At 63.5% G+C, this 17,759-nt stretch carries 15 protein-coding genes and 1 tRNA gene; 9 read left to right on the top strand and 7 right to left on the bottom strand.

Translation table 11 applies throughout. The features are described 5' to 3' along the window. Positions 1 to 126 precede the first annotated feature (126 nt). The 5 genes from NKI10_RS17865 (at position 127) to NKI10_RS17845 (ending at position 4,098) form a co-directional block, all read left to right on the top strand. Positions 127 to 279, top strand: coding sequence for a hypothetical protein (locus NKI10_RS17865; protein WP_023670666.1), 153 nt, complete (start codon positions 127 to 129; stop codon positions 277 to 279). A gap of 21 nt (positions 280 to 300) precedes the next feature. Then, positions 301 to 1,212 carry a site-specific tyrosine recombinase XerD gene (locus NKI10_RS17860; RefSeq protein WP_352861231.1) on the top strand — a complete coding sequence of 304 codons (912 nt, stop codon included), beginning with the start codon at positions 301 to 303 and terminating at the stop codon, positions 1,210 to 1,212. A gap of 88 nt (positions 1,213 to 1,300) precedes the next feature. Then, positions 1,301 to 2,251 carry an acetyl-CoA carboxylase carboxyltransferase subunit alpha gene (locus tag NKI10_RS17855; RefSeq protein WP_352861229.1) on the top strand — a complete coding sequence of 317 codons (951 nt, stop codon included), beginning with the start codon at positions 1,301 to 1,303 and terminating at the stop codon, positions 2,249 to 2,251. Positions 2,252 to 2,485: 234 nt separating this feature from the next. Continuing rightward, on the top strand, positions 2,486 to 3,781 hold the full coding sequence (locus NKI10_RS17850; protein ID WP_352861228.1) for a L,D-transpeptidase family protein: 1,296 nt from the start codon (positions 2,486 to 2,488) through the stop codon (positions 3,779 to 3,781). 59 nt (positions 3,782 to 3,840) lie between these two features. Then, on the top strand, positions 3,841 to 4,098 hold the full coding sequence (locus NKI10_RS17845) for a sulfurtransferase TusA family protein (RefSeq protein WP_352666614.1): 258 nt from the start codon (positions 3,841 to 3,843) through the stop codon (positions 4,096 to 4,098). 3 nt (positions 4,099 to 4,101) lie between these two features. Here the strand turns inward: NKI10_RS17845 and NKI10_RS17840 are convergent, their stop codons facing one another. Continuing rightward, the gene (locus tag NKI10_RS17840) at positions 4,102 to 5,211 is read right to left on the bottom strand and encodes a CobW family GTP-binding protein (RefSeq protein WP_352861225.1); all 1,110 of its coding nucleotides are present in this window, start codon (positions 5,209 to 5,211) and stop codon (positions 4,102 to 4,104) included. A 3-nt stretch (positions 5,212 to 5,214) separates the two neighbouring features. Beyond that, the gene (locus NKI10_RS17835) at positions 5,215 to 6,393 is read right to left on the bottom strand and encodes a D-alanyl-D-alanine carboxypeptidase family protein (protein WP_352861223.1); all 1,179 of its coding nucleotides are present in this window, start codon (positions 6,391 to 6,393) and stop codon (positions 5,215 to 5,217) included. Positions 6,394 to 6,626: 233 nt separating this feature from the next. On the opposite strand from NKI10_RS17835, the gene NKI10_RS17830 reads away from it, so the two are divergent. Beyond that, positions 6,627 to 7,790: a M20 aminoacylase family protein gene (locus tag NKI10_RS17830; RefSeq protein WP_352861221.1), complete on the top strand. Its 1,164-nt coding sequence runs from the start codon at positions 6,627 to 6,629 to the stop codon at positions 7,788 to 7,790. 106 nt (positions 7,791 to 7,896) lie between these two features. Further along, a tRNA-Arg gene (locus NKI10_RS17825) sits at positions 7,897 to 7,973 on the top strand. Positions 7,974 to 7,983: 10 nt separating this feature from the next. Here NKI10_RS17825 and NKI10_RS17820 read toward each other — a convergent pair. From NKI10_RS17820 to NKI10_RS17800, 5 genes are all read right to left on the bottom strand, one after another. After that, complete coding sequence (locus tag NKI10_RS17820) at positions 7,984 to 8,970, bottom strand: methyltransferase (RefSeq protein ID WP_352861219.1); 987 nt, start codon at positions 8,968 to 8,970, stop codon at positions 7,984 to 7,986. A gap of 237 nt (positions 8,971 to 9,207) precedes the next feature. Continuing rightward, positions 9,208 to 10,599: a chromate efflux transporter gene (gene chrA / locus NKI10_RS17815; protein WP_352861217.1), complete on the bottom strand. Its 1,392-nt coding sequence runs from the start codon at positions 10,597 to 10,599 to the stop codon at positions 9,208 to 9,210. After that, the gene (locus NKI10_RS17810; RefSeq protein WP_023670055.1) at positions 10,596 to 11,414 is read right to left on the bottom strand and encodes a chromate resistance protein ChrB domain-containing protein; all 819 of its coding nucleotides are present in this window, start codon (positions 11,412 to 11,414) and stop codon (positions 10,596 to 10,598) included. The genes chrA and NKI10_RS17810 overlap by 4 nt, the downstream gene beginning before the upstream one ends. A gap of 140 nt (positions 11,415 to 11,554) precedes the next feature. Continuing rightward, on the bottom strand, positions 11,555 to 12,343 hold the full coding sequence (locus NKI10_RS17805) for a 3-hydroxybutyrate dehydrogenase (protein WP_352861215.1): 789 nt from the start codon (positions 12,341 to 12,343) through the stop codon (positions 11,555 to 11,557). A 333-nt stretch (positions 12,344 to 12,676) separates the two neighbouring features. Continuing rightward, on the bottom strand, positions 12,677 to 13,213 hold the full coding sequence (locus NKI10_RS17800) for a TetR/AcrR family transcriptional regulator (RefSeq protein ID WP_023693712.1): 537 nt from the start codon (positions 13,211 to 13,213) through the stop codon (positions 12,677 to 12,679). 149 nt (positions 13,214 to 13,362) lie between these two features. Between NKI10_RS17800 and NKI10_RS17795 the strand changes: the two genes are divergently transcribed. Further along, on the top strand, positions 13,363 to 14,658 hold the full coding sequence (locus NKI10_RS17795) for an efflux RND transporter periplasmic adaptor subunit (protein WP_352861213.1): 1,296 nt from the start codon (positions 13,363 to 13,365) through the stop codon (positions 14,656 to 14,658). Continuing rightward, complete coding sequence (locus NKI10_RS17790) at positions 14,655 to 17,738, top strand: efflux RND transporter permease subunit (protein ID WP_023696405.1); 3,084 nt, start codon at positions 14,655 to 14,657, stop codon at positions 17,736 to 17,738. Before NKI10_RS17795 ends, NKI10_RS17790 begins: the two co-directional genes overlap by 4 nt. Positions 17,739 to 17,759: the final 21 nt, after the last annotated feature.

Raw genomic sequence — 17,759 nt, 5'->3', positions numbered from 1 at the left:
AAAGCCCGTTTGCGTCAAGCATAGCGCCTTTCGCACGCAGAGCCCTTCGTCCTTGAATTGACGGAATTAGCGTCCCATAAGGACACAGGGCTTGGAATCGCAGAGCAAGAAGACGGGCGAAGATTGATGCCGACACTGTTCCGCTTTGTCGTGACGATGATGATTCTTGCCGGCATTGCCTATGGTACGATGGTGGCGTTGGCGATGTTCGTCGAGCCGAAAAAAGCCGAAATCACCGTGCGCATTCCACCGGAAAAGCTGAACCCCAAGAAAAACTGACCCAAAACTGACCCCTGGAACATGAACAGCGCGGCTCGCATCGAAGCCTTTCTCGAGATGATGAGCGCCGAACGCGGTGCCGCTGAAAACACGCTGTCTTCCTACCGCCGGGATCTCGAAGACGCTTCGCAGCAGATTGCCGGCGGGCTTGCCGCCGCCGCCGCAGTCGACATCCGCGCCTATCTCGACGACATCGCAGCGCGCGGCTTTGCGTCGACGTCGCAGGCGCGCAAACTGTCGGCGATCCGCCAGTTCTTCAAGTTTCTCTACGCCGAGGGCTTGCGCGGCGACGACCCGACCGGCACGCTGGACAGTCCGAAAAAGGGCCGGCCGCTGCCCAAGACGATGAGCGAGGCCGATACCGGTCGGCTGCTCGACCGTGCGGCGCTTGAGACAGGCGATGGCGTCAATGGCGACCGGGTGGCGGCACTGCGCCTGCGCGCTTTGGTCGAGGTGCTCTATGCCACCGGCCTGCGCGTCTCCGAACTTGTCGGCCTGCCGGTGACCGTCGCCCAGCGCGACGACCGCTTCTTCATGGTGCGCGGCAAGGGAGACAAGGAGCGCATGGTGCCGCTGTCGGCCAAGGCCCGCATGGCGATGCGGGCATGGCTCACGGCCCGGGCGTCGGTGCCGGCTTTCGCCGACAGCCCGTTTCTGTTCCCGGCCGCCGGCGACAGCGGCTTTCTCTCCCGGCAGGTCTTTGCCCGCGACCTCAAAGGCCTTGCCGCGCGGGCCGGCATATCGGCGGCCAAAATTTCGCCGCATGTGCTGCGCCATGCTTTTGCCAGCCATCTCCTGCAGAACGGCGCTGATCTCAGGGCGGTGCAGCAGCTGCTCGGCCACGCCGATATCTCGACCACGCAGATTTACACGCATGTGCTGGAAGAGCGGTTGGTGCGGCTGGTCAACGATCATCATCCGCTTGCCGACTAGGCCTCATATCGCTATGTGAGGGCAACGTGCCCGCGCGGAGCCTACATCTGCGCGATCTTTGCCTTCCGACGCATCGGTCCGCTTAAGAATGTACAATTACCTCGATTTCGAAAAGCCGGTGCAGGACCTTGAACTCAAGATCCTCGAGCTGAAGAAGCTTGCCGAGAATGGCGAGGCGGTCGACGTCGGCGACGAAATCAGCCGGCTCGAGAAGCGCGTGCGCGACGCGCTGCGCGACATCTACAAGGCGCTGACGCCGTGGCAGAAGGTGCAGGTCGCGCGCCACACCGACAGGCCGCATTGCCTCGACTACATCAAGGGTCTGTTCAGCGATTTCACGCCGCTCGCCGGCGACCGCAATTTCGGCGAGGACCAGGCGATCATCGGCGGCTTCGCCCGCTTCCGCGGCGAACCGGTGGCCGTCATCGGCCAGGAAAAGGGCTCCGACACGGCGAGCCGGCTCAAGCACAATTTCGGCTCGGTGCGCCCTGAAGGCTACCGCAAGGCCGTGCGGCTGATGGAACTTGCCGACCGTTTCCAGATCCCACTTCTGACGCTGGTCGACACCGCCGGCGCCTACCCCGGCGTTGGCGCCGAGGAACGCGGCCAGGCTGAAGCCATCGCCCGCTCAACCTCGGCCTGCCTCGGCCTCACAGTGCCATCGATTTCGGTTGTCATCGGCGAAGGCGGTTCGGGCGGCGCCATTGCGATCGCCACCGCCAACCGCGTCTACATGCTGGAACACGCCATCTATTCGGTGATCTCGCCGGAAGGCGCTGCCTCGATCCTGTGGCGCGACACCACGCGCTCGAAAGATGCGGCGACCAACATGAAGATCACCGCCCAGGACCTCCTGGAAATGAAGATCATCGACGCCATCATTGCCGAGCCGCTCGGCGGCGCCCAGCGCGCGCCCGAAAAGGTGATCGCCGCCACCGGCGACCTCATCGCCAAGACGATGAAGGATTTTGCCGGCGCCAACACCGATTTTCGCGAACAGCGCCGCGAAAAATATCTGGCGATGGGCCGCAGCCTCTGATTTTGGCCGGAAGCGCACCGCAATGTGGCGTCAAGGAGCAATTTCGCCACAAAAATGCCGCCGCATTCGGCTCAATAAAAAATCCGTGACACCGGGCGAATTGCCGTGGGGGGCGCCGTCCGACGCTTGCGGTAAGGAATTTTCAAGGTTAACGGGCTTAGGGTCCGTCAGTGTTCAGCATGCAGGCCCGGGCGCTATCCGGCCGTGCCGCGAGAAAAAGACATAGCCGTATCCATGTTTACCAAGCTTGCCCGCACTGGACTTCTGATCGCCGCGCTTGGCGTTGCCGGCTGCAACGATTCCTCGATGAAGAATTTTGCGCCGGAAGCCAGCAAACCGCTGCCGGACAAGATCCTGGCCGACATGAAGGCCAAGGGCATGATCCGCACCTCGTCGGTGATGGCTCGCATCTTCAAGGAAGAAGGCAAGCTCGAAATCTGGAAGGCCAAGACCACCGGCCGCTACGAGATGGTCGCCAGCTACGATATCTGCAAATGGTCGGGCAAGCTCGGCCCAAAATACACCGAGGGCGACCGCCAGGCGCCGGAAGGTTTCTATACGGTCCGCCCGTCGCAGATGAATCCGCGCTCGAACTATCATCTGTCCTTCAACATCGGCTATCCCAACGCCTATGACCGTGCCAATGGCCGCACCGGCGCCAATCTGATGGTGCACGGCGCCTGCTCGTCGTCGGGCTGTTATTCGATGACCGACCCGCAGATCGAGCAGATCTACGCTTTTGGTCGCGATGCCTTCCAGGGCGGCCAGACCGAGTTCCAGATCCAGGCCTTCCCGTTCCGCATGACCGCCGCCAACATGGCGCGCTACCGCAACGACCCGAACTATGAGTTCTGGAAGATGCTGAAGGTCGGTTACGACAATTTCGAGATCACCAAGGTGCCGCCGAAGGTCGATGTCTGCGACAAGCGCTATGTCTTCAACCAGGTGGCGCCCGAGGGCACGACATTCGATCCGACTGGCGCCTGCCCCGCGACCACGCAGCCCGATTCGCTGAAGAGCGCACTCAACGCATATCAAAGCAGCTATGACGCGGCCTTCACTGGCGCGGTCAAGGCCAGCGTGCCGGCGCCCAAGCCAACCATTGCCGGCATCAAGGAAGCCAGCATCGTTTCCGACTGGTCGAAGCGCCGCGCCCGGGGCGAGCGCGTGCCGATCGAACCGCCGTCGCTGAATTCCGACGGCACGCTGACCGAGACGGCGCGCATGGGCCGCATCGATTCGCCGGCCGGCCGCAAGATGGCGGCACTGGACGCAGAGAAGGAAGCCAAGCGCAAGGCCGAGGAACAGCGGGTTGCGGCCATCGAAGCCGCGAAAGCCGCCAAGGCCCAGGCACTGGCCGAAAAGCAAGCGGCAAAGGCCCAAGCGCTGGCCGAAAAGGCAGCAGCCAAGCAGGCCGCCCAGCAGCCGGTCGCCACTGCGAGCGTCGAGGCGGCGCCTGCAGAACCGCCGGCGGACGAAAGCCGGATGTCGAAGATCAAGAACAAGCTGCTAGGCATGTTCGGCGGCTGAGGTTTTCGCCTTGCCGATGCATGCCGCCCAAAAGTGCGCCGCGGTTTTGGGACAAAGACATGCATGAAGACAAACAAACAAATCACACCGCGATCTATGACCTCAAGGGCCTGAATTGCCCCCTGCCCGTTCTCAAGGCGAAAAAACGCTTGGCGGCAATGCGGCCGGGCAGCCGGCTTTGGCTGGAGACCACCGACCCGCTGGCGGTCATCGACATCCCCGCCTTTTGCGCCGACGCTGGCCACCAGCTTGTTGAAACATCAGCCGTCAGCGGCGGCCACCGCTTCCTGGTCGAACGCGGCGCAGAGCGAGCCTGACAATCAGCCCCCGGCAATCGCCAGCGGATTGCTCTCCAGCGCCGCGCGATCCGGCGTGTCGATCGACGGCCGGTTGGTGAAGGCGGAAAACAGCCGGCGCACATAATCTTCCGGCATATCGAGCGTGATCAGCACCAGCCTGGTGCCGCGCTGGCCGTCCGGCCAGGCCAGCAGCCGCGCCGGCGGATGCAGGATCTTCTGCACCCCGTGGACGACAAGCGGCCGCGACGGATCCTCCGCAAGCTCGATGACGCCCTTCATCCGCAAAAGCTTGTCGCCATGCGCAGAACGCAGCAGGTCGAGGAACATCTCGATCGCCGAAAACGGCACCGGGCCGTCATGGACCAGCGAGTAGGAGCGCACGCGGGAATCGTGGCGGTGGTGATGCTCATGCTCGCCGTGGTCATGATCATGATGATGATGATGATGGTGCTCATGGGCGGCTTCTTCGCCGAGCCAGCGCCGGACATCGGCGGATTTGGTCGCCGGATTGTAGAGGCCGCAATCGAACAGCGCCGCGACGCCGGTTCGGCCGTCGCCGGCGTCCAGCACCACGGCGCCTGGATTGAGCTGATGGAGTCGCGTTCGCAAAGCATCGACGTCGCCGGGATCGCTGGCCAGATCGACCTTGGTCAGCACGATGCGATCGGCGACCGCCACCTGCTTGACCGCCTCGACATGGCCGTCGAGCGTCGCATTGCCGTTGACCGCGTCGACCAGCGTGATGACGCCATCAAGTCGGAAGGCCTGCACAAGGGCGGGATGCGCCATGATCGACTGCAGCACCGGCGCCGGATCGGCGAGCCCGGTGGTTTCGACAACGACGCGGGCAAGGCGGGCGATACGGCCGGTCTGCAGCCGGTCGACGAGGTCAGCCAGCGTATCGACCAGTTCGCCGCGCACCGTGCAGCACAGACAGCCGTCGGACAACTGGATGATGCCGTCCGAGGCCTGCTCGACCAGCAGGTGGTCGATCGCCACCTCACCGAATTCGTTGATGATGACGGCCGTGTCGACCAGTGCCGGATCTTTGAGCAGCCGGTTGAGCAATGTCGTCTTGCCGGCGCCGAGGAAGCCGGTGACCACCGTGACGGGTATCGGAAAGCCAGCCATCGCCTAGTTCGCGGCTTTGACCAGCTGGTCGCCCTGCACCGCGGTTGCCTGGCCCACCACGGCCGGTTCGGCGCCCTTTGGCGCCGGAATGTCTGGCCGCCAGCTCGGCAGCGGCACATCGGCGTATTCCTGGCCGCCCTGGTCGAGTATCGCCTTCGGCGCCGGCCCGGTGGCGCCGCCGAGGCCCACGGCAACCAGCGTCGGCACGTGGTCGAGCTTTTCCTGATAGGGCGATTTCGGCACGTCGGCACCCTTCGCGGCCACCGGCGGAGCCGCCTCGGACTGCTCGTGCGGCGCCTTCTTCCTGCAGATCTCATCATGCATGTCGTTGGGTGACATTGTATCGCCATAGGAAGGCATGGCCGCGACCGTGAGCCAGTTCGGGTCGGGCGTGGCAAAGCCCTGGTCGAGCAGCCTGGCGGCGGTCTCGGCACGGCTGATCGCCGATTTTTCGCCAAGCACGACCGCGACCAGCGTGCGGCCATTGCGTGTCGCCGAGCCGATCATGTTGAAGCCCGAGGGACAGACAAACCCGGTTTTCATGCCGTCGGCGCCGGGATAGCGCCCGATCAAGAGATTGTAGTTGGAGATCGCCTTCTTGCCGACGGCAAGGCCTTCGATCGAGAACCAGGGGGCGTATTGCGGGAATTCCTTGCGGATCGCCATCACCAGCAGGGCAAGATCGCGCGCCGTCGTATACTGCTCCGGCGAAAACAGTCCGTTCGGATTGACGAAATGCGTTCCGGTCATGCCGAGCCGCGCCGCCTCCGCATTCATGCGAACGGCGAATCCGACCTGCGAGCCGCCTATGTTTTCGCCGATGGCCATGGCGATATCGTTGGCCGATTTGACCAGCATCATCTTCAACGCATTGTCGAGCCGCATCACCGAGCCCGGCTTGAAGCCCATCTTGCTCGGCGGTTCGCCCGCCGAATGCTTGGTCACCTTGATCGGTGAATCGAGCTGGACCTCGCCGGCGGCAATCGCCCGGAAGGTGACATAGGCGGTCATCAGCTTGCTCAGCGAAGCGGGATACCAGCGCTTGAATGCGTCCTGGTGCTGCAGAACCTTGCCGCTGTTGAGGTCGAACAGGATCACCGGATTGGCCAAAGCTGGCCCAGCCAGCATGGGTAGCGCCAAGCCGCCCGTTAGCAGTAATTTGAGGATATGGCTGTGCCGCATCATGGAATCCGAAATCGCCTCTTGCCGTAGTCGCCCCTGGCTCCGTAAGATTTCGTTACGCGATGGCCAGCATGACCTGATCCGGCCCTCAATTTCCGGATCACATTGTCTGGGGTGCTATTTACCCTATGTGACGCCAAGATGGCAAAGTGCCAAGATGGCAACAAGCATGGCAATCACAATTGCAATCAAGCAGGCCAGATCGTCTGCTCCAACAGCGAGATGGAACCATTATGCCGATTCTCAACCGCGCCGCCGAGATGCAGGATGAAGTTGCCGGCTGGCGACGCCATCTGCACCAAACGCCAGAACTGAATTTCGATGTCTTCAAGACCGCCGCCTTCGTCACCGAGAAGCTGAAGGAATTCGGCTGCGACGACGTGGTGACGGGCCTCGGCAAGACCGGCGTCGTCGGCATCATCCATGGCCGCAAGGGGCAAGGCGCGACCATCGGCTTGCGCGCCGACATGGACGCGCTGCCGATCAACGAGATCACCGGCAAGCCCTATGCCTCGACCATTCCTGGCAAAATGCATGCCTGCGGCCATGACGGCCATACGGCGATGCTTTTGGGCGCCGCCAAATATCTGACCGAAACGCGCAATTTCGCCGGCTCGGTCGCGGTCATCTTCCAGCCGGCGGAAGAGGGCGGCGGCGGCGGCAACGAGATGGTCAAGGACGGCATGATGGAGCGTTTCGATATTTCGCGCGTCTTTGGCATGCACAACATGCCGGGCCTGCCGGTGGGCCAGTTCGCCATCCGGCCGGGCCCGATCATGGCGGCGACCGCCGAGTTCACCATCACCGTGAAGGGCCGCGGTGGCCATGCGGCGATGCCGCACGGCACGATCGACCCGATCGTCATCACCAGCCAGTTGGTCGGCGCCCTTCAGACGGTCGCTTCGCGCAGCACCGATCCGGTCGAGGCGGTGGTGGTTTCGGTGACGAAGTTCCACGCCGGCGACGCCTACAACGTCATTCCCGAGACCGCCGAGATTGCCGGCACGGTACGCACACTGAAGAAAGAGATCGCCAAGAAGTCGGAAGAGCGCATCCGCACCATCTGCGAAGGAATAGCCACCGCCTTCGGCGCGACGATCACTGTCGACTATGACGCCAACTATCCCGTGACCTTCAATCATCCGGAAGAAACGGTCTTTGCCGGCGATGTCGCGGCACATGTCGCCGGCGACACCCAGGTCCACCGCGCCATCCAGCCGGTGATGGGCGGCGAAGACTTCTCCTACATGCTGGAAGCCCGACCTGGCGCCTTCATCTTCATCGGCAATGGCGAGACCGCCGGCCTCCATCATCCGGCCTACGACTTCAACGACGAAGTCATACCGCACGGCATGAGCTACTGGGTGAAACTGGCCGAAACGGCGCTGACAGCCTGACCTGCCCCGACGAAAGGCCGGCCGATTAGCCTTCGGCCGGCCTCTTCATTGCCTTCGGCGAGCCTCTTGGCGAAACGATCGGAAGCGGCTATGTGTCGGGCCGCGTGGTCCCGTAGCTCAGTAGGATAGAGCGGCAGATTCCTAATCTGTAGGTCACAGGTTCGATTCCTGTCGGGATCACCAGCAGCCACGATCAGTCCGTGAGGCGCCCACGAAACAACGTGGTGCCGTCGGTCAGCTGCGACCTGGAGATATCCCGGAACCCAGCCTCGGCCATCCACCCGCGATACTGACCTTCCGTGTACGATTCGCCTGCGCGGTAAAGGTTCAGGAAGGTGAGATTGAGAAAGACACCCTCAGGCGGGCCGAGACGGTCGTCATCGACGACACCCCACCCCGCAATTGCGATCTCGCCTCCTCGGGTGAGGCAACGCGCCGCGTTCAGGATCGAACTGCGCGCCTGGTCCGGCGGCAGGACCTGGACGACGGCCTTCAGGATCGCCAAGTCATGCAGGCCGGTCGATGGCGCGACCGTTATGTCGCCTTCTTCGACAACCACATCGCCGGCACCGTATTCCGACAGGGTCGCTGGTGCGACCGCCGCGACCGTCGGGAGTTCCATCAATGTCGCCGCAATATGCGGCCATCGCTCGCGAAGACCGACCAGAATGGTCCCGGCGCCGCCGCCGATGTCGATCACCGAACGGACCGCCGAGAGGTCCAGCTCGCGGGCGAGATTTCGGCCGAAAATCACCCCTCCCGGTGCGAGCATGCGGCTGAAGGCCGCTGCGGATTCTGGTCCCGCTTCGGAAAAGTCGTGCAGCGCGGCCGGCCGGTTCTGCCGCAGCGACTCTGCGGTCAAAAGGTCGGCTCCCCAGAGTTCGCGCAGCAGCACATGATCGCCGCCGCGATAGGTCGGCTTGGACGCGTCGAGAAACTCCGACGATTCGGCTCCGTTGCGAAACTCACCATCCTCGACCTCGAGGAGACCGATGCTGGCGAGCGCGTAGAGGAGCCGCGACAGACGAGCGGGCTCGACTTTGAGCGCTGCCCCAAGGCTGTCGGCAGTCGCAGCATCGCCGCCGAGCCGGGTGAAGATGCCAAGGTCCAGCCCGGCACGAAGCGCCAAGGCAGGGGGCACCCCTGCGATCAGCTTGTCGATCCGATCGGAATCTACCATGTCATATCCCGTTGTGCGATCCAGGATCGACTTTGAACAGCTCGGCCAACCTCGTCAAATCAGTTCACCAGCGCGCCGCTCTCCGCGTCGAACAGGTTCAGCTTGGCGGTATCGGGTTCGACGTAAAGCGTATCTCCGGGGCCGGCGCTGATCCTACCAGCGCCCGCGACCGTTGTGCGCCGCCCCGGCATACCTCAAAAATCCGGCTGTGATGATGGCTGGCCGCGCCTTCGAACGCTACGCAGGCAAGGCCAGCAGCGCCAGTCCGGCCAGCGCCGAGCCGGCCAATGTCGGCAGCATGCCGATCCTCAGTTTCAGCATGGCGACCATGGCGGCTGCCGCCAGCAGCGCGGCACGCCAATCCAGCGACGACAGCACCGGCACCTCCATCCCCAGGCCAACGCGGTGCACCGCGCTGAAGACGACATGCAGTGCGAACCACAACGCAAGGTTCATCACCACGCCGACGACAGCCGCCGTGATCGCACTCAGCGCCGCCGACAGTGCCTTGTTGCCGCGCAGCGCTTCGATGTAGGGGGCACCGAGAAAGATCCAGAAGAAGCACGGCACGAACGTCACCCAGAGCGTCAGCAATGCGCCGAGCGATCCGGCGACAAGCGGTCCCATCGCACCGGCGTGACGATAGGCGGCGACGAAGCCGACGAATTGCAGCACCAGGATCAATGGTCCCGGCGTCGTCTCGGCCAGGCCAAGCCCATCGACCATTTCACCCGGCGCCAGCCAGCCGAACGAGGTCACGGCTGCCTGCGCGACATAGGAGAGCGCGGCGTAGGCGCCGCCGAATGTGACCACCGCCATCAGGCTGAAGAAGCCGCCAAGCTGTGCCCAAACACTGGCAGGGCCGGTCAGCGCCAGGATCAGTACGACCGGCCCGAGCCAGATCGGCAGCCAGATCGCGATGGTGCGCGGCGCGTGCCATTTCGTCGGCTTGGTGTGAGCGAGTTCGCCGCGTTCGAACATGACGTCGACGGCGCCCCTGACATCGGGCAAATTGTCCTTGCTGCGTGCGGCTCCGGAAAAACGCGCCGGTGCCAAGCGGTTGCCGATCCAGCCGGTCAGCCCTGCAACCAAGATGATCAGCGGAAACGGCAGCCTGATGACATAGATGGCAAGGAACGCGGCCACCGCGATCGCCACCATCACCCGGTTCTTGAGCGCCCGTTTGCCGATGCGGAGGACCGCCTCGACGACGACGGCCAGCACCGCCGCCTTGATGCCGAAAAACAGCGCCTCGATGACAGGCGCATCATTGTAAAGCACGTAGAAGATGCTGAGGCCCAGCATGACAAACGCACCGGGCAGCACGAACAGGATGCCCGCGACGAGGCCGCCGGCGGTCCGGTGCAGCAGCCAGCCGATATAGATGGCGAGCTGCTGTGCCTCGGGGCCTGGCAGAAGCATGCAGTAGTTGAGCGCATGCAGGAACCGCTGCTCGCCGATCCAGCGGCGATCCTCGACCAATTCCTTGTGCATCAGCGCGATCTGTCCGGCCGGCCCGCCGAAGGAGAGCAGGCCGATCCTTGCCCACAGTTTCGCGGCTTGGCGGAAGGTCGGGACGATCGGAGCCTCGGTAGCCTGTGCATCGTCGTCCGCGGCGAGGGCGCTCATGGCGCTTTGCCCGCGCTGGGCCAATTGTGGGTTTCGTCAGTGGCATCGCGGCACCATCTGAAGAACGCATCGTAGAGCAGCATGCCGGCATCAAGCTGTTCGAGATCGTCGCGGAACATGCGCGACAGCCCGAGCGATGCAGCGAGGAACCCGGCCGCCTGCGGTACGAGATCGAGGCGCGCCGTATCGGCTGCACGCACGATCAGCGCAAGGCGATCGAGCGCTTCGGACCGCAACCCGAACTCTTCGATCATCGTGTCGAAGGTGCAGCGCTCGCCGCGATGGCTCCAGAACACGTCGTCGATGTCGAAGGCAACTGCCCCAAACCGATCGGCGGCCGCCAGCACTTCAGACGGCTCGACAAACAGGAACACCGCTGAGGGATCGACGAAGCGGCGGATCAGCCAGGGACAGGCGATGCGGTCGACCTTGGGGCGGGCACGCGTCACCCAGACCGTGCGGCCCTTGTCGTCGCGGGGCGGTATCTTGTCGGCCTTGACCAGAAGTCCCTTGGCCGCCTGCCACGCCTCGAAGCCGCCTTCAAGGGATTCGGCAGCAATGCCCTCATGGCGCAGCCATGCGGCAACGCCTTGCGAGAGCTTCAGCCCCTTCTGGCAGATGACGACAGCATGAGCCCCCGTGAACTCGGCCGCCCAGCTCGAAACAGACTTGAAGTCGCGCCGGCACGAGGCCGGAAGCAGGCGCGGATCGGCGTCGTAGTCTTCGTCGATGCGGACATCGACAAGAACAGGCGCGTCGGACAGACCGACAAGGCGGGAAAGCTGCGCTACGGTGATTGCGGTTGTTGACGGCATGGCGTCCACCTCCAGAGTGAGAGTTTGGACGCGATCATTGGGCTGACGCCTCACGGGGTCGTCGCGAAGGAACCCCTTGCCACAATGCTGGATTGATCCTTCGCCTTTGTCAAGGAAAGAGCGGCGCCGGGGGACCGCGCCTACTGCGCCGTCCAGCCGCCATCCATCGGCAAGGTGGTGCCGGTGATCTGTCTGGCTGCGTCAGAGCACAGGAACAGGGTCAGCGCGGCGAGCTCCTCGACGGTGACGAATTGCTTCGTCGGCTGCGCTGCCAGCAGCACGTCGTGCTTGACCTGTTCCTCGGTCATGCCGCGCGCCTTCATCGTGTCGGGGATCTGCTTTTCGACCAGTGACGTCCAGACATAGCCGGGCGCGATGGCGTTGACGGTGATGCCGTCCTGCGCGACTTCCAGCGCTACCGTCTTGGTCAGACCCGCTATGCCGTGCTTGGCCGAGACGTAAGCCGACTTGAACGGCGAGGCGACCAGTGCATGCGCCGACGCGGTATTGATGATGCGGCCCCATTTGCGCGCCTTCATGCCGGGCACCACGGCCTTGATCGCGTAAAAGGCGGCCAGCAGATTGATGCGGATGATGGCTTCCCACTTGTCATCGGGAAACTCCTCGATTGGCGCGACATGCTGTATCCCGGCATTGTTGACCAGAATGTCAAGGCTGCCCAAGGCCTGCTCGGCTTCGTGCACCATGGCGGTCACCGCTGCGCCGTCCATCATGTTGGCGCCGGAGTAGCGGCACTGGACGCCGAAATCCTTCTCGATGCCGGCGCGCTCCTGTTCGATCGCCGCGGCTTCGCCAAGGCCGTTGATCGTGACGTTGGCGCCCTCGGCGGCAAGGGCGCGCGCAATGGCCAGACCAATGCCGCTGGTCGATCCGGTGACGAGCGCATTCTTCGAAGACAGGGAACCCATGGAGATCTCGCGACTGTTGGGAGGACTACAAAGGCACATAGTTTGTGCGCCGCAACATGACAATGCCATAACCATATGTCGGCGCGATCACAGCCCTAAAACGCGCTTTGCCGGCCTCGCCGAGCGCCGTCTCAAGGCTGACACGGCAGTGTTATGGTGCGGCGCAACATAGTCGGCCGCGCATTCGCGCAGTCATTCCTGAACCATCAATCCAACGAATCAGGGGGCTGTAGCTTGAAATCGCCGATGTCGTGATGCGTGCCTATGCCATGCCGCTCACCAACCGTCCTTTCCGCCCGGCCCGTATCGCTTCTTCGACCGCGACGCCCTGAGCTATCCCGCAATCTCCAGCAGGGCCGATACCAGCAAGCGGCGTTCGTCGGCGGAAAGCACGTCGGAATCGAAGAGGTTCATGCTGCGCAGCCCTTCGATGGCCAGAAAGCAGACCAGCAGCGTCTTCAGGTCCGGCGTCTCGCTCTTCAGCCGCTGCAGCAGCTGCGACTTGAAGGCTTTTATCGGCGTCAGGAAATCCGGATCCTCGGCGATCGCCGAGAATATCCACGAAGCCGTCGGCTTCGGCTCCTCGCAATCATCCGCCGAGAGCCGGATATAGGTGGCGAGCAGGCTCTCGCCGCTGGCGCCGGCGACACGGCCCGATTCCAGCGCCAGCTCGAACGCGCGCAGGTAATTCTCCACCAGGCCCTGCATCAGCTTGGCCTTGGTCGGAAAGTTATATAACAGGCCGCCTTTCGACACGCCGGCGCGGCTGGCGACGGCGTCAAGCGACAGGCTGCCGGGACCGGTCTCGCGTGCGACATCGGCGGCGGCGGCGAGTATCTTGTCGCGCGAATTTGCCCTTTGGGTCTTCATCGATCCCTTCCCCCGCACCAGCCTAGGCGGAATTGACAAGACCGTCCAGACGGTACAGTAAGTTCGCCGTCATTTGTAATCGGGACCTGGCGTCGATAAGTGTCCCGCTATTCGGCTATTTTGCCGGACATCGGCCGAGGGGACAGTTCGTGAAGCGCTTCATCTCTATCACCGCAATTCTGCTTCTGCTCGCTCTGGTGTGCGTCGGCGTTGTCGGCTTCAACCTGTTCCGCGACAACGCTATCAAACAGTATTTCGCCACCATGAAGCCGCCGGCGACGACCGTATCGACGGTTGTCGTCAAGCCTTCCGACTGGACGCCGGGCGTCGAGGCGATCGGCACGGTACGCGCCGTGCGCGGTGTCGACCTTACCGTCGAGACCACCGGCATCGTCAAGGACATCCTTTTCCATGCCAACCAGAAGGTGCCGGTCGATTCGGTCCTGCTGCAGCTCGACGATGCCGTCGAACGCGCGGATCTCGTCGCGGCCAAGGCGCAGTCCGTGTCCGACAAGACGGCGCTCGAACGCGCGCTGGAGCTGCAGCGGCGCGGCGTCGGAACGGATGCCACGCTCGACACCGCTCAAGCCGCTGCATCGGCCTCCGCCGCGCAGGTCAACAAGCTGCAGGCCGTGCTTGATCAGAAGCAGCTGACGGCGCCGTTCGCCGGCACCGTGGGCATCCCCAAGATCGACCTCGGCCAATATCTCTCGCCCGGCAACGCAGTGGTGACCTTGCAGGATCTGGACACCATGCGGGTCGATTTCTCGGTACCCGAACAGCAGCTGCCGCTGCTCAAGATAGGCCAGGCGGTGCGGCTCGGCCTCGGCGGCACCGGCGGCGGCGCCGACATGCCGTTTGCCGGCTCCATTCGCGGCATCGATCCCAAGATCGACGCTTCAAGCCGCCTGGTGTCCGTCCGCGGCGAGGTCGCCAACCCCGACGGCAAGCTGACGCCCGGCCAGTTCGTCCAGGTTCGCGTCGAGCTGCCGCAGGAGAAAAACATTCTGTCCTTGCCGCAGACGGCATTGACGTCGAGCCTCTATGGCGACTTCGTCTTCGTCGTCGTTCCGGCGAAGCCGGCGGAAGGCGCCCCGGCCGCGAAACCCGTGGAAAAGCCTGCCGCAGGGGCCGACGCGGCAAAGCCGGCCGCAGATGCAAAGCCGGCCGGCGCGAAACCGGCTGCCGAAGACGCCGCGGCGAAGCCCGCGGACAAGCCGGCTGTCGACCCCGCGGCAGAACCAGAAAAGCCGGCGCTTGTGCTGTCGCAGGTGTTCGTGAAGCCCGGCCGCCGCAACGACGGCATGGTCGAGATCATCGAGGGCATCAAGGCCGGTGACGAGGTCGTCACCGCCGGTCAGAACCGTCTCTTCAACGGCATGTCCGTTGCTGTCGACAACACCATTGACCCCAGCAAGTCGGCGAACCAGCAGGCTCAGAAATGAACTTTTCCGACATCTTCATTCGCCGGCCGGTCCTCTCCACCGTCCTCGCCTGCATGATCCTGCTCCTGGGTTTCCAGGGCATCTTCAACCTGTCGATCCGGCAGTATCCCAAGGTTGACGAGACGGCGATCACCATCACCACCGCCTATCCCGGCGCCAGCGCCGACCTGATCCAGGGCTTCATCTCCGCCCCGATCGCGCGGGCCGTCGCCTCGACCGAGAACATCGACTACGTCACCTCGTCCAGCCGGCCGTCTTCGAGCACTGTGGTCGTCCAGATGAAGCTCGGCTCCAATCCGGATGTCGCGCTGACCGAGGTCCTGTCGAAAGTGCAGGGCGTACGCGGCACCTTGCCGGATGCATCCAAGGACCCGGTCATCGTCAAGGGCACCGGCCAAGAGTTCGCGATGATGTACATCTCGATGCAGAATCCGAACATGAGCAAGGAGCAACTCACCGAATATATCGAGCGCGTCGTGCGGCCCCGCATGTCGACGGTCGAAGGTGTCGCCGACGTGCAGATCTTCGGCGCCGAGGAATATTCGATGCGGGTCTGGATCGACCCGGTCAAGCTTGCTGCGCGTGGCGTCACCGCCGCCGAAGTGCTGGCGGCGATCAACAACTCCAACTTCCTGTCGGCGCCCGGCAACACCGAGAACGAATATGTCGTCTCCTCGATCACGGTTCGCTCGACGCTGCAGACGCCTGAGGCCTTTGCCGAGCTTCCGCTGCGCTCGACGGACGGCCAGGTGGTGCGCTTGCGCGACGTGGCGCGAGTCGAGCTTGCCGCCGAGAGCACCGACACGAGGGTGAGCTTTAATGGCAAGCCCGGCACCTTCCTCGCCATCTTCCCGACGCCGGCCGCCAACCCGCTGACAACGGCGGAGGCGATCCACAAGATCGTGCCTTTGATTCAAGAGACGCTGCCGAAAGGCATGACCATCGAAATCGTCTACGATTCCACCGAACAGATCAGCGCCTCGATCGATGAAGTGTTCAAGACCATCGCCGAAGCCGTCGCCATCGTCGTCGTGGTCATCCTGTTGTTCCTCGGCTCATTCCGCTCGGTGATGATGCCGATCGTGACCATCCCGCTGTCGCTGGTCGGCGTCTGCTTTCTTTTGTTTGCGGTCGGCTATTCGATCAACCTTCTGTCGCTGCTGGCCATGGTGCTGGCCATCGGCCTTGTCGTCGACGACGCTATCGTGGTGGTGGAGAACATTCATCGCCACATGGAGGAGGACCACATGTCGCCGATGCAGGCGGCCTTCAACGGCATGCGCGAGATTTTCTCCGCCATCGTGGCCATGACCATCACGCTCGCCGCCGTGTTCGCGCCGCTGGCCTTCACCGGCGGCCTGACCGGCGCGCTGTTCCGCGAGTTCGCGGTGACGCTCGCCGGTTCGGTGGTGCTGTCCGGCCTCATAGCCGTCACCATCACGCCGATGATGGCGGCGCGTCTGCTCAAGGCGGGATCGCACAGTCGCTTCCAGCGCGTCGTCGACGGAACCTTCAGCCGTGTCGAGCATGTCTATGAGCGGGCGGTCACCGCCTCCTTGAGAAATCGACCGGTGACACTGCTGATGGTCGTGGCGCTGGTTGCGCTCACCGGCTTCATGTTCACCAAGACCTCGAGCGAACTGGCGCCGGAAGAGGACCAGGGCTTCCTGTTGTCGATCGTGACGGCACCGCGCTACGCGACCTCGGACTACACCGAGACCTACGTCAACCAGATCCTCGGCCTGGTGAAGGACATTCCCGAAACCAGGGCGCAATTCTCTGCCGTTGCCTTTGGCGGCGCCACCAACGGCGCCTTTGTCGGCTTCGCCTTCAAGGATTGGGCCGAGCGCCAGCGCAACTCAAAGGAGCTTCAAGCCGATATCCAGGGACGCCTCGGCAAGGTGGCCGGCGTCGAGGCCTTCGTCTTCGCGCCGCCGACGCTGCCGGGCTCCGGCGGCGGCCTGCCGATCTCCATGGTGGTGCGCTCGACCGGTGGTTCCGCCGAGGTCTACGAGGCGGCCGAGCAGATTAAGAACAAGGCGCAGGCCTCCGGCCGCTTCATCGTCGTGCAAAACTCGATGTCCTTTGACGCTCCGCAGGTGACGGTGACCATCGACCGCGACCGCGCGGCGGCTCTCAACCTGCCGATCGCCGACATCGGCCAGACGCTGACGCTGCTGGTCGGCGGCGCCGAAGTGGCTCAGTTCGACCGCGACTCCAACAGCTACGACATCATCCCGCAGGTGCCGAAGGAATTCCGCGACAATCCCGAGAAGCTCGGCGAATATTTCGTGCGTAGCGTGACCGGCGAAATGGTGCCGCTTTCAGCGGTAGTGAAGATTTCGACCAACGCCGCGCCGGCCGCGATCGAGCAGTTCAACCAGCTGAACTCGGCGACGATATCAGCGCTGCCGCTTCCCGGCGTCACCACGGGCGACGGGCTGCAGACCCTGGAGAACCTTGCCAAGGAGAGCCTGCCCGATACCTTCTTCATCGATTATTCCGGCCAGTCCCGGCAGGAGAAGGAGCAGGGCAACACGATCCTTATCGCGTTCGCAGCCGCCGTAATCGTCATCTATCTGGTGCTGGCGGCGCAGTTCGAAAGCTTCCGCGACCCGCTGATCATCATGATGGCGGTGCCACTGTCGATCTTTGGCGCCATCGTGCCGCTCAATCTGGGGCTTGGAACGCTCAATATCTACACGCAGGTCGGCCTGATCACACTGATAGGTCTGATCACCAAGCATGGCATTCTTCTGGTCGAGTTCGCCAACCAGCAGCGCGAGCTGCATGGCATGAGGCGGCGCGATGCGATCGTCGCCTCGGCCAAGGTGCGCTTGCGGCCGATCCTGATGACGACAGCGGCGATGGCGCTCGGCGTCGTGCCGCTGATCGTGTCCAGTGGTGCTGGTGCGGCGGCGCGCTATTCGATGGGCCTCGTGATCTTCACCGGCATCCTGGTCGGAACCATGTTCACCCTGTTCGTGGTGCCGATGTTCTACACCTTCATCGCCAGCAAGGACCTGCCGCACCACGCCGAAAAGCCAGACCCGAAGCTGATGCCGGTGCACGCGGACTGAGCTGCGAACGGCGTTAGCGAA

This window comes from Mesorhizobium sp. M0802, from assembly GCF_040320115.1.
GTDB lineage: Bacteria > Pseudomonadota > Alphaproteobacteria > Rhizobiales > Rhizobiaceae > Mesorhizobium.
The sequence above is the reverse complement of the archived record's forward strand: the minus strand, read 5'-3'. Positions and strand labels throughout refer to the sequence as shown.

Excerpts from the sequence above, each read along its gene's own strand:
- NKI10_RS17810 (WP_023670055.1), bottom strand. The coding sequence starts at position 11,414 with ATGCCGTCAACAACCGCAATCACCGTAGCGCAGCTTTCCCGCCTTGTC.
- NKI10_RS17820 (WP_352861219.1), bottom strand. The coding sequence starts at position 8,970 with ATGGTAGATTCCGATCGGATCGACAAGCTGATCGCAGGGGTGCCCCCT.
- NKI10_RS17805 (WP_352861215.1), bottom strand. The coding sequence starts at position 12,343 with ATGGGTTCCCTGTCTTCGAAGAATGCGCTCGTCACCGGATCGACCAGC.
- chrA (WP_352861217.1), bottom strand. The coding sequence starts at position 10,599 with ATGAGCGCCCTCGCCGCGGACGACGATGCACAGGCTACCGAGGCTCCG.
- NKI10_RS17850 (WP_352861228.1), top strand. The coding sequence starts at position 2,486 with ATGTTTACCAAGCTTGCCCGCACTGGACTTCTGATCGCCGCGCTTGGC.
- NKI10_RS17800 (WP_023693712.1), bottom strand. The coding sequence starts at position 13,213 with ATGAAGACCCAAAGGGCAAATTCGCGCGACAAGATACTCGCCGCCGCC.
- NKI10_RS17865 (WP_023670666.1), top strand. The coding sequence starts at position 127 with ATGCCGACACTGTTCCGCTTTGTCGTGACGATGATGATTCTTGCCGGC.
- NKI10_RS17835 (WP_352861223.1), bottom strand. The coding sequence starts at position 6,393 with ATGCGGCACAGCCATATCCTCAAATTACTGCTAACGGGCGGCTTGGCG.
- NKI10_RS17790 (WP_023696405.1), top strand. The coding sequence starts at position 14,655 with ATGAACTTTTCCGACATCTTCATTCGCCGGCCGGTCCTCTCCACCGTC.
- NKI10_RS17845 (WP_352666614.1), top strand. The coding sequence starts at position 3,841 with ATGCATGAAGACAAACAAACAAATCACACCGCGATCTATGACCTCAAG.
- NKI10_RS17840 (WP_352861225.1), bottom strand. The coding sequence starts at position 5,211 with ATGGCTGGCTTTCCGATACCCGTCACGGTGGTCACCGGCTTCCTCGGC.
- NKI10_RS17855 (WP_352861229.1), top strand. The coding sequence starts at position 1,301 with ATGTACAATTACCTCGATTTCGAAAAGCCGGTGCAGGACCTTGAACTC.
- NKI10_RS17860 (WP_352861231.1), top strand. The coding sequence starts at position 301 with ATGAACAGCGCGGCTCGCATCGAAGCCTTTCTCGAGATGATGAGCGCC.
- NKI10_RS17830 (WP_352861221.1), top strand. The coding sequence starts at position 6,627 with ATGCCGATTCTCAACCGCGCCGCCGAGATGCAGGATGAAGTTGCCGGC.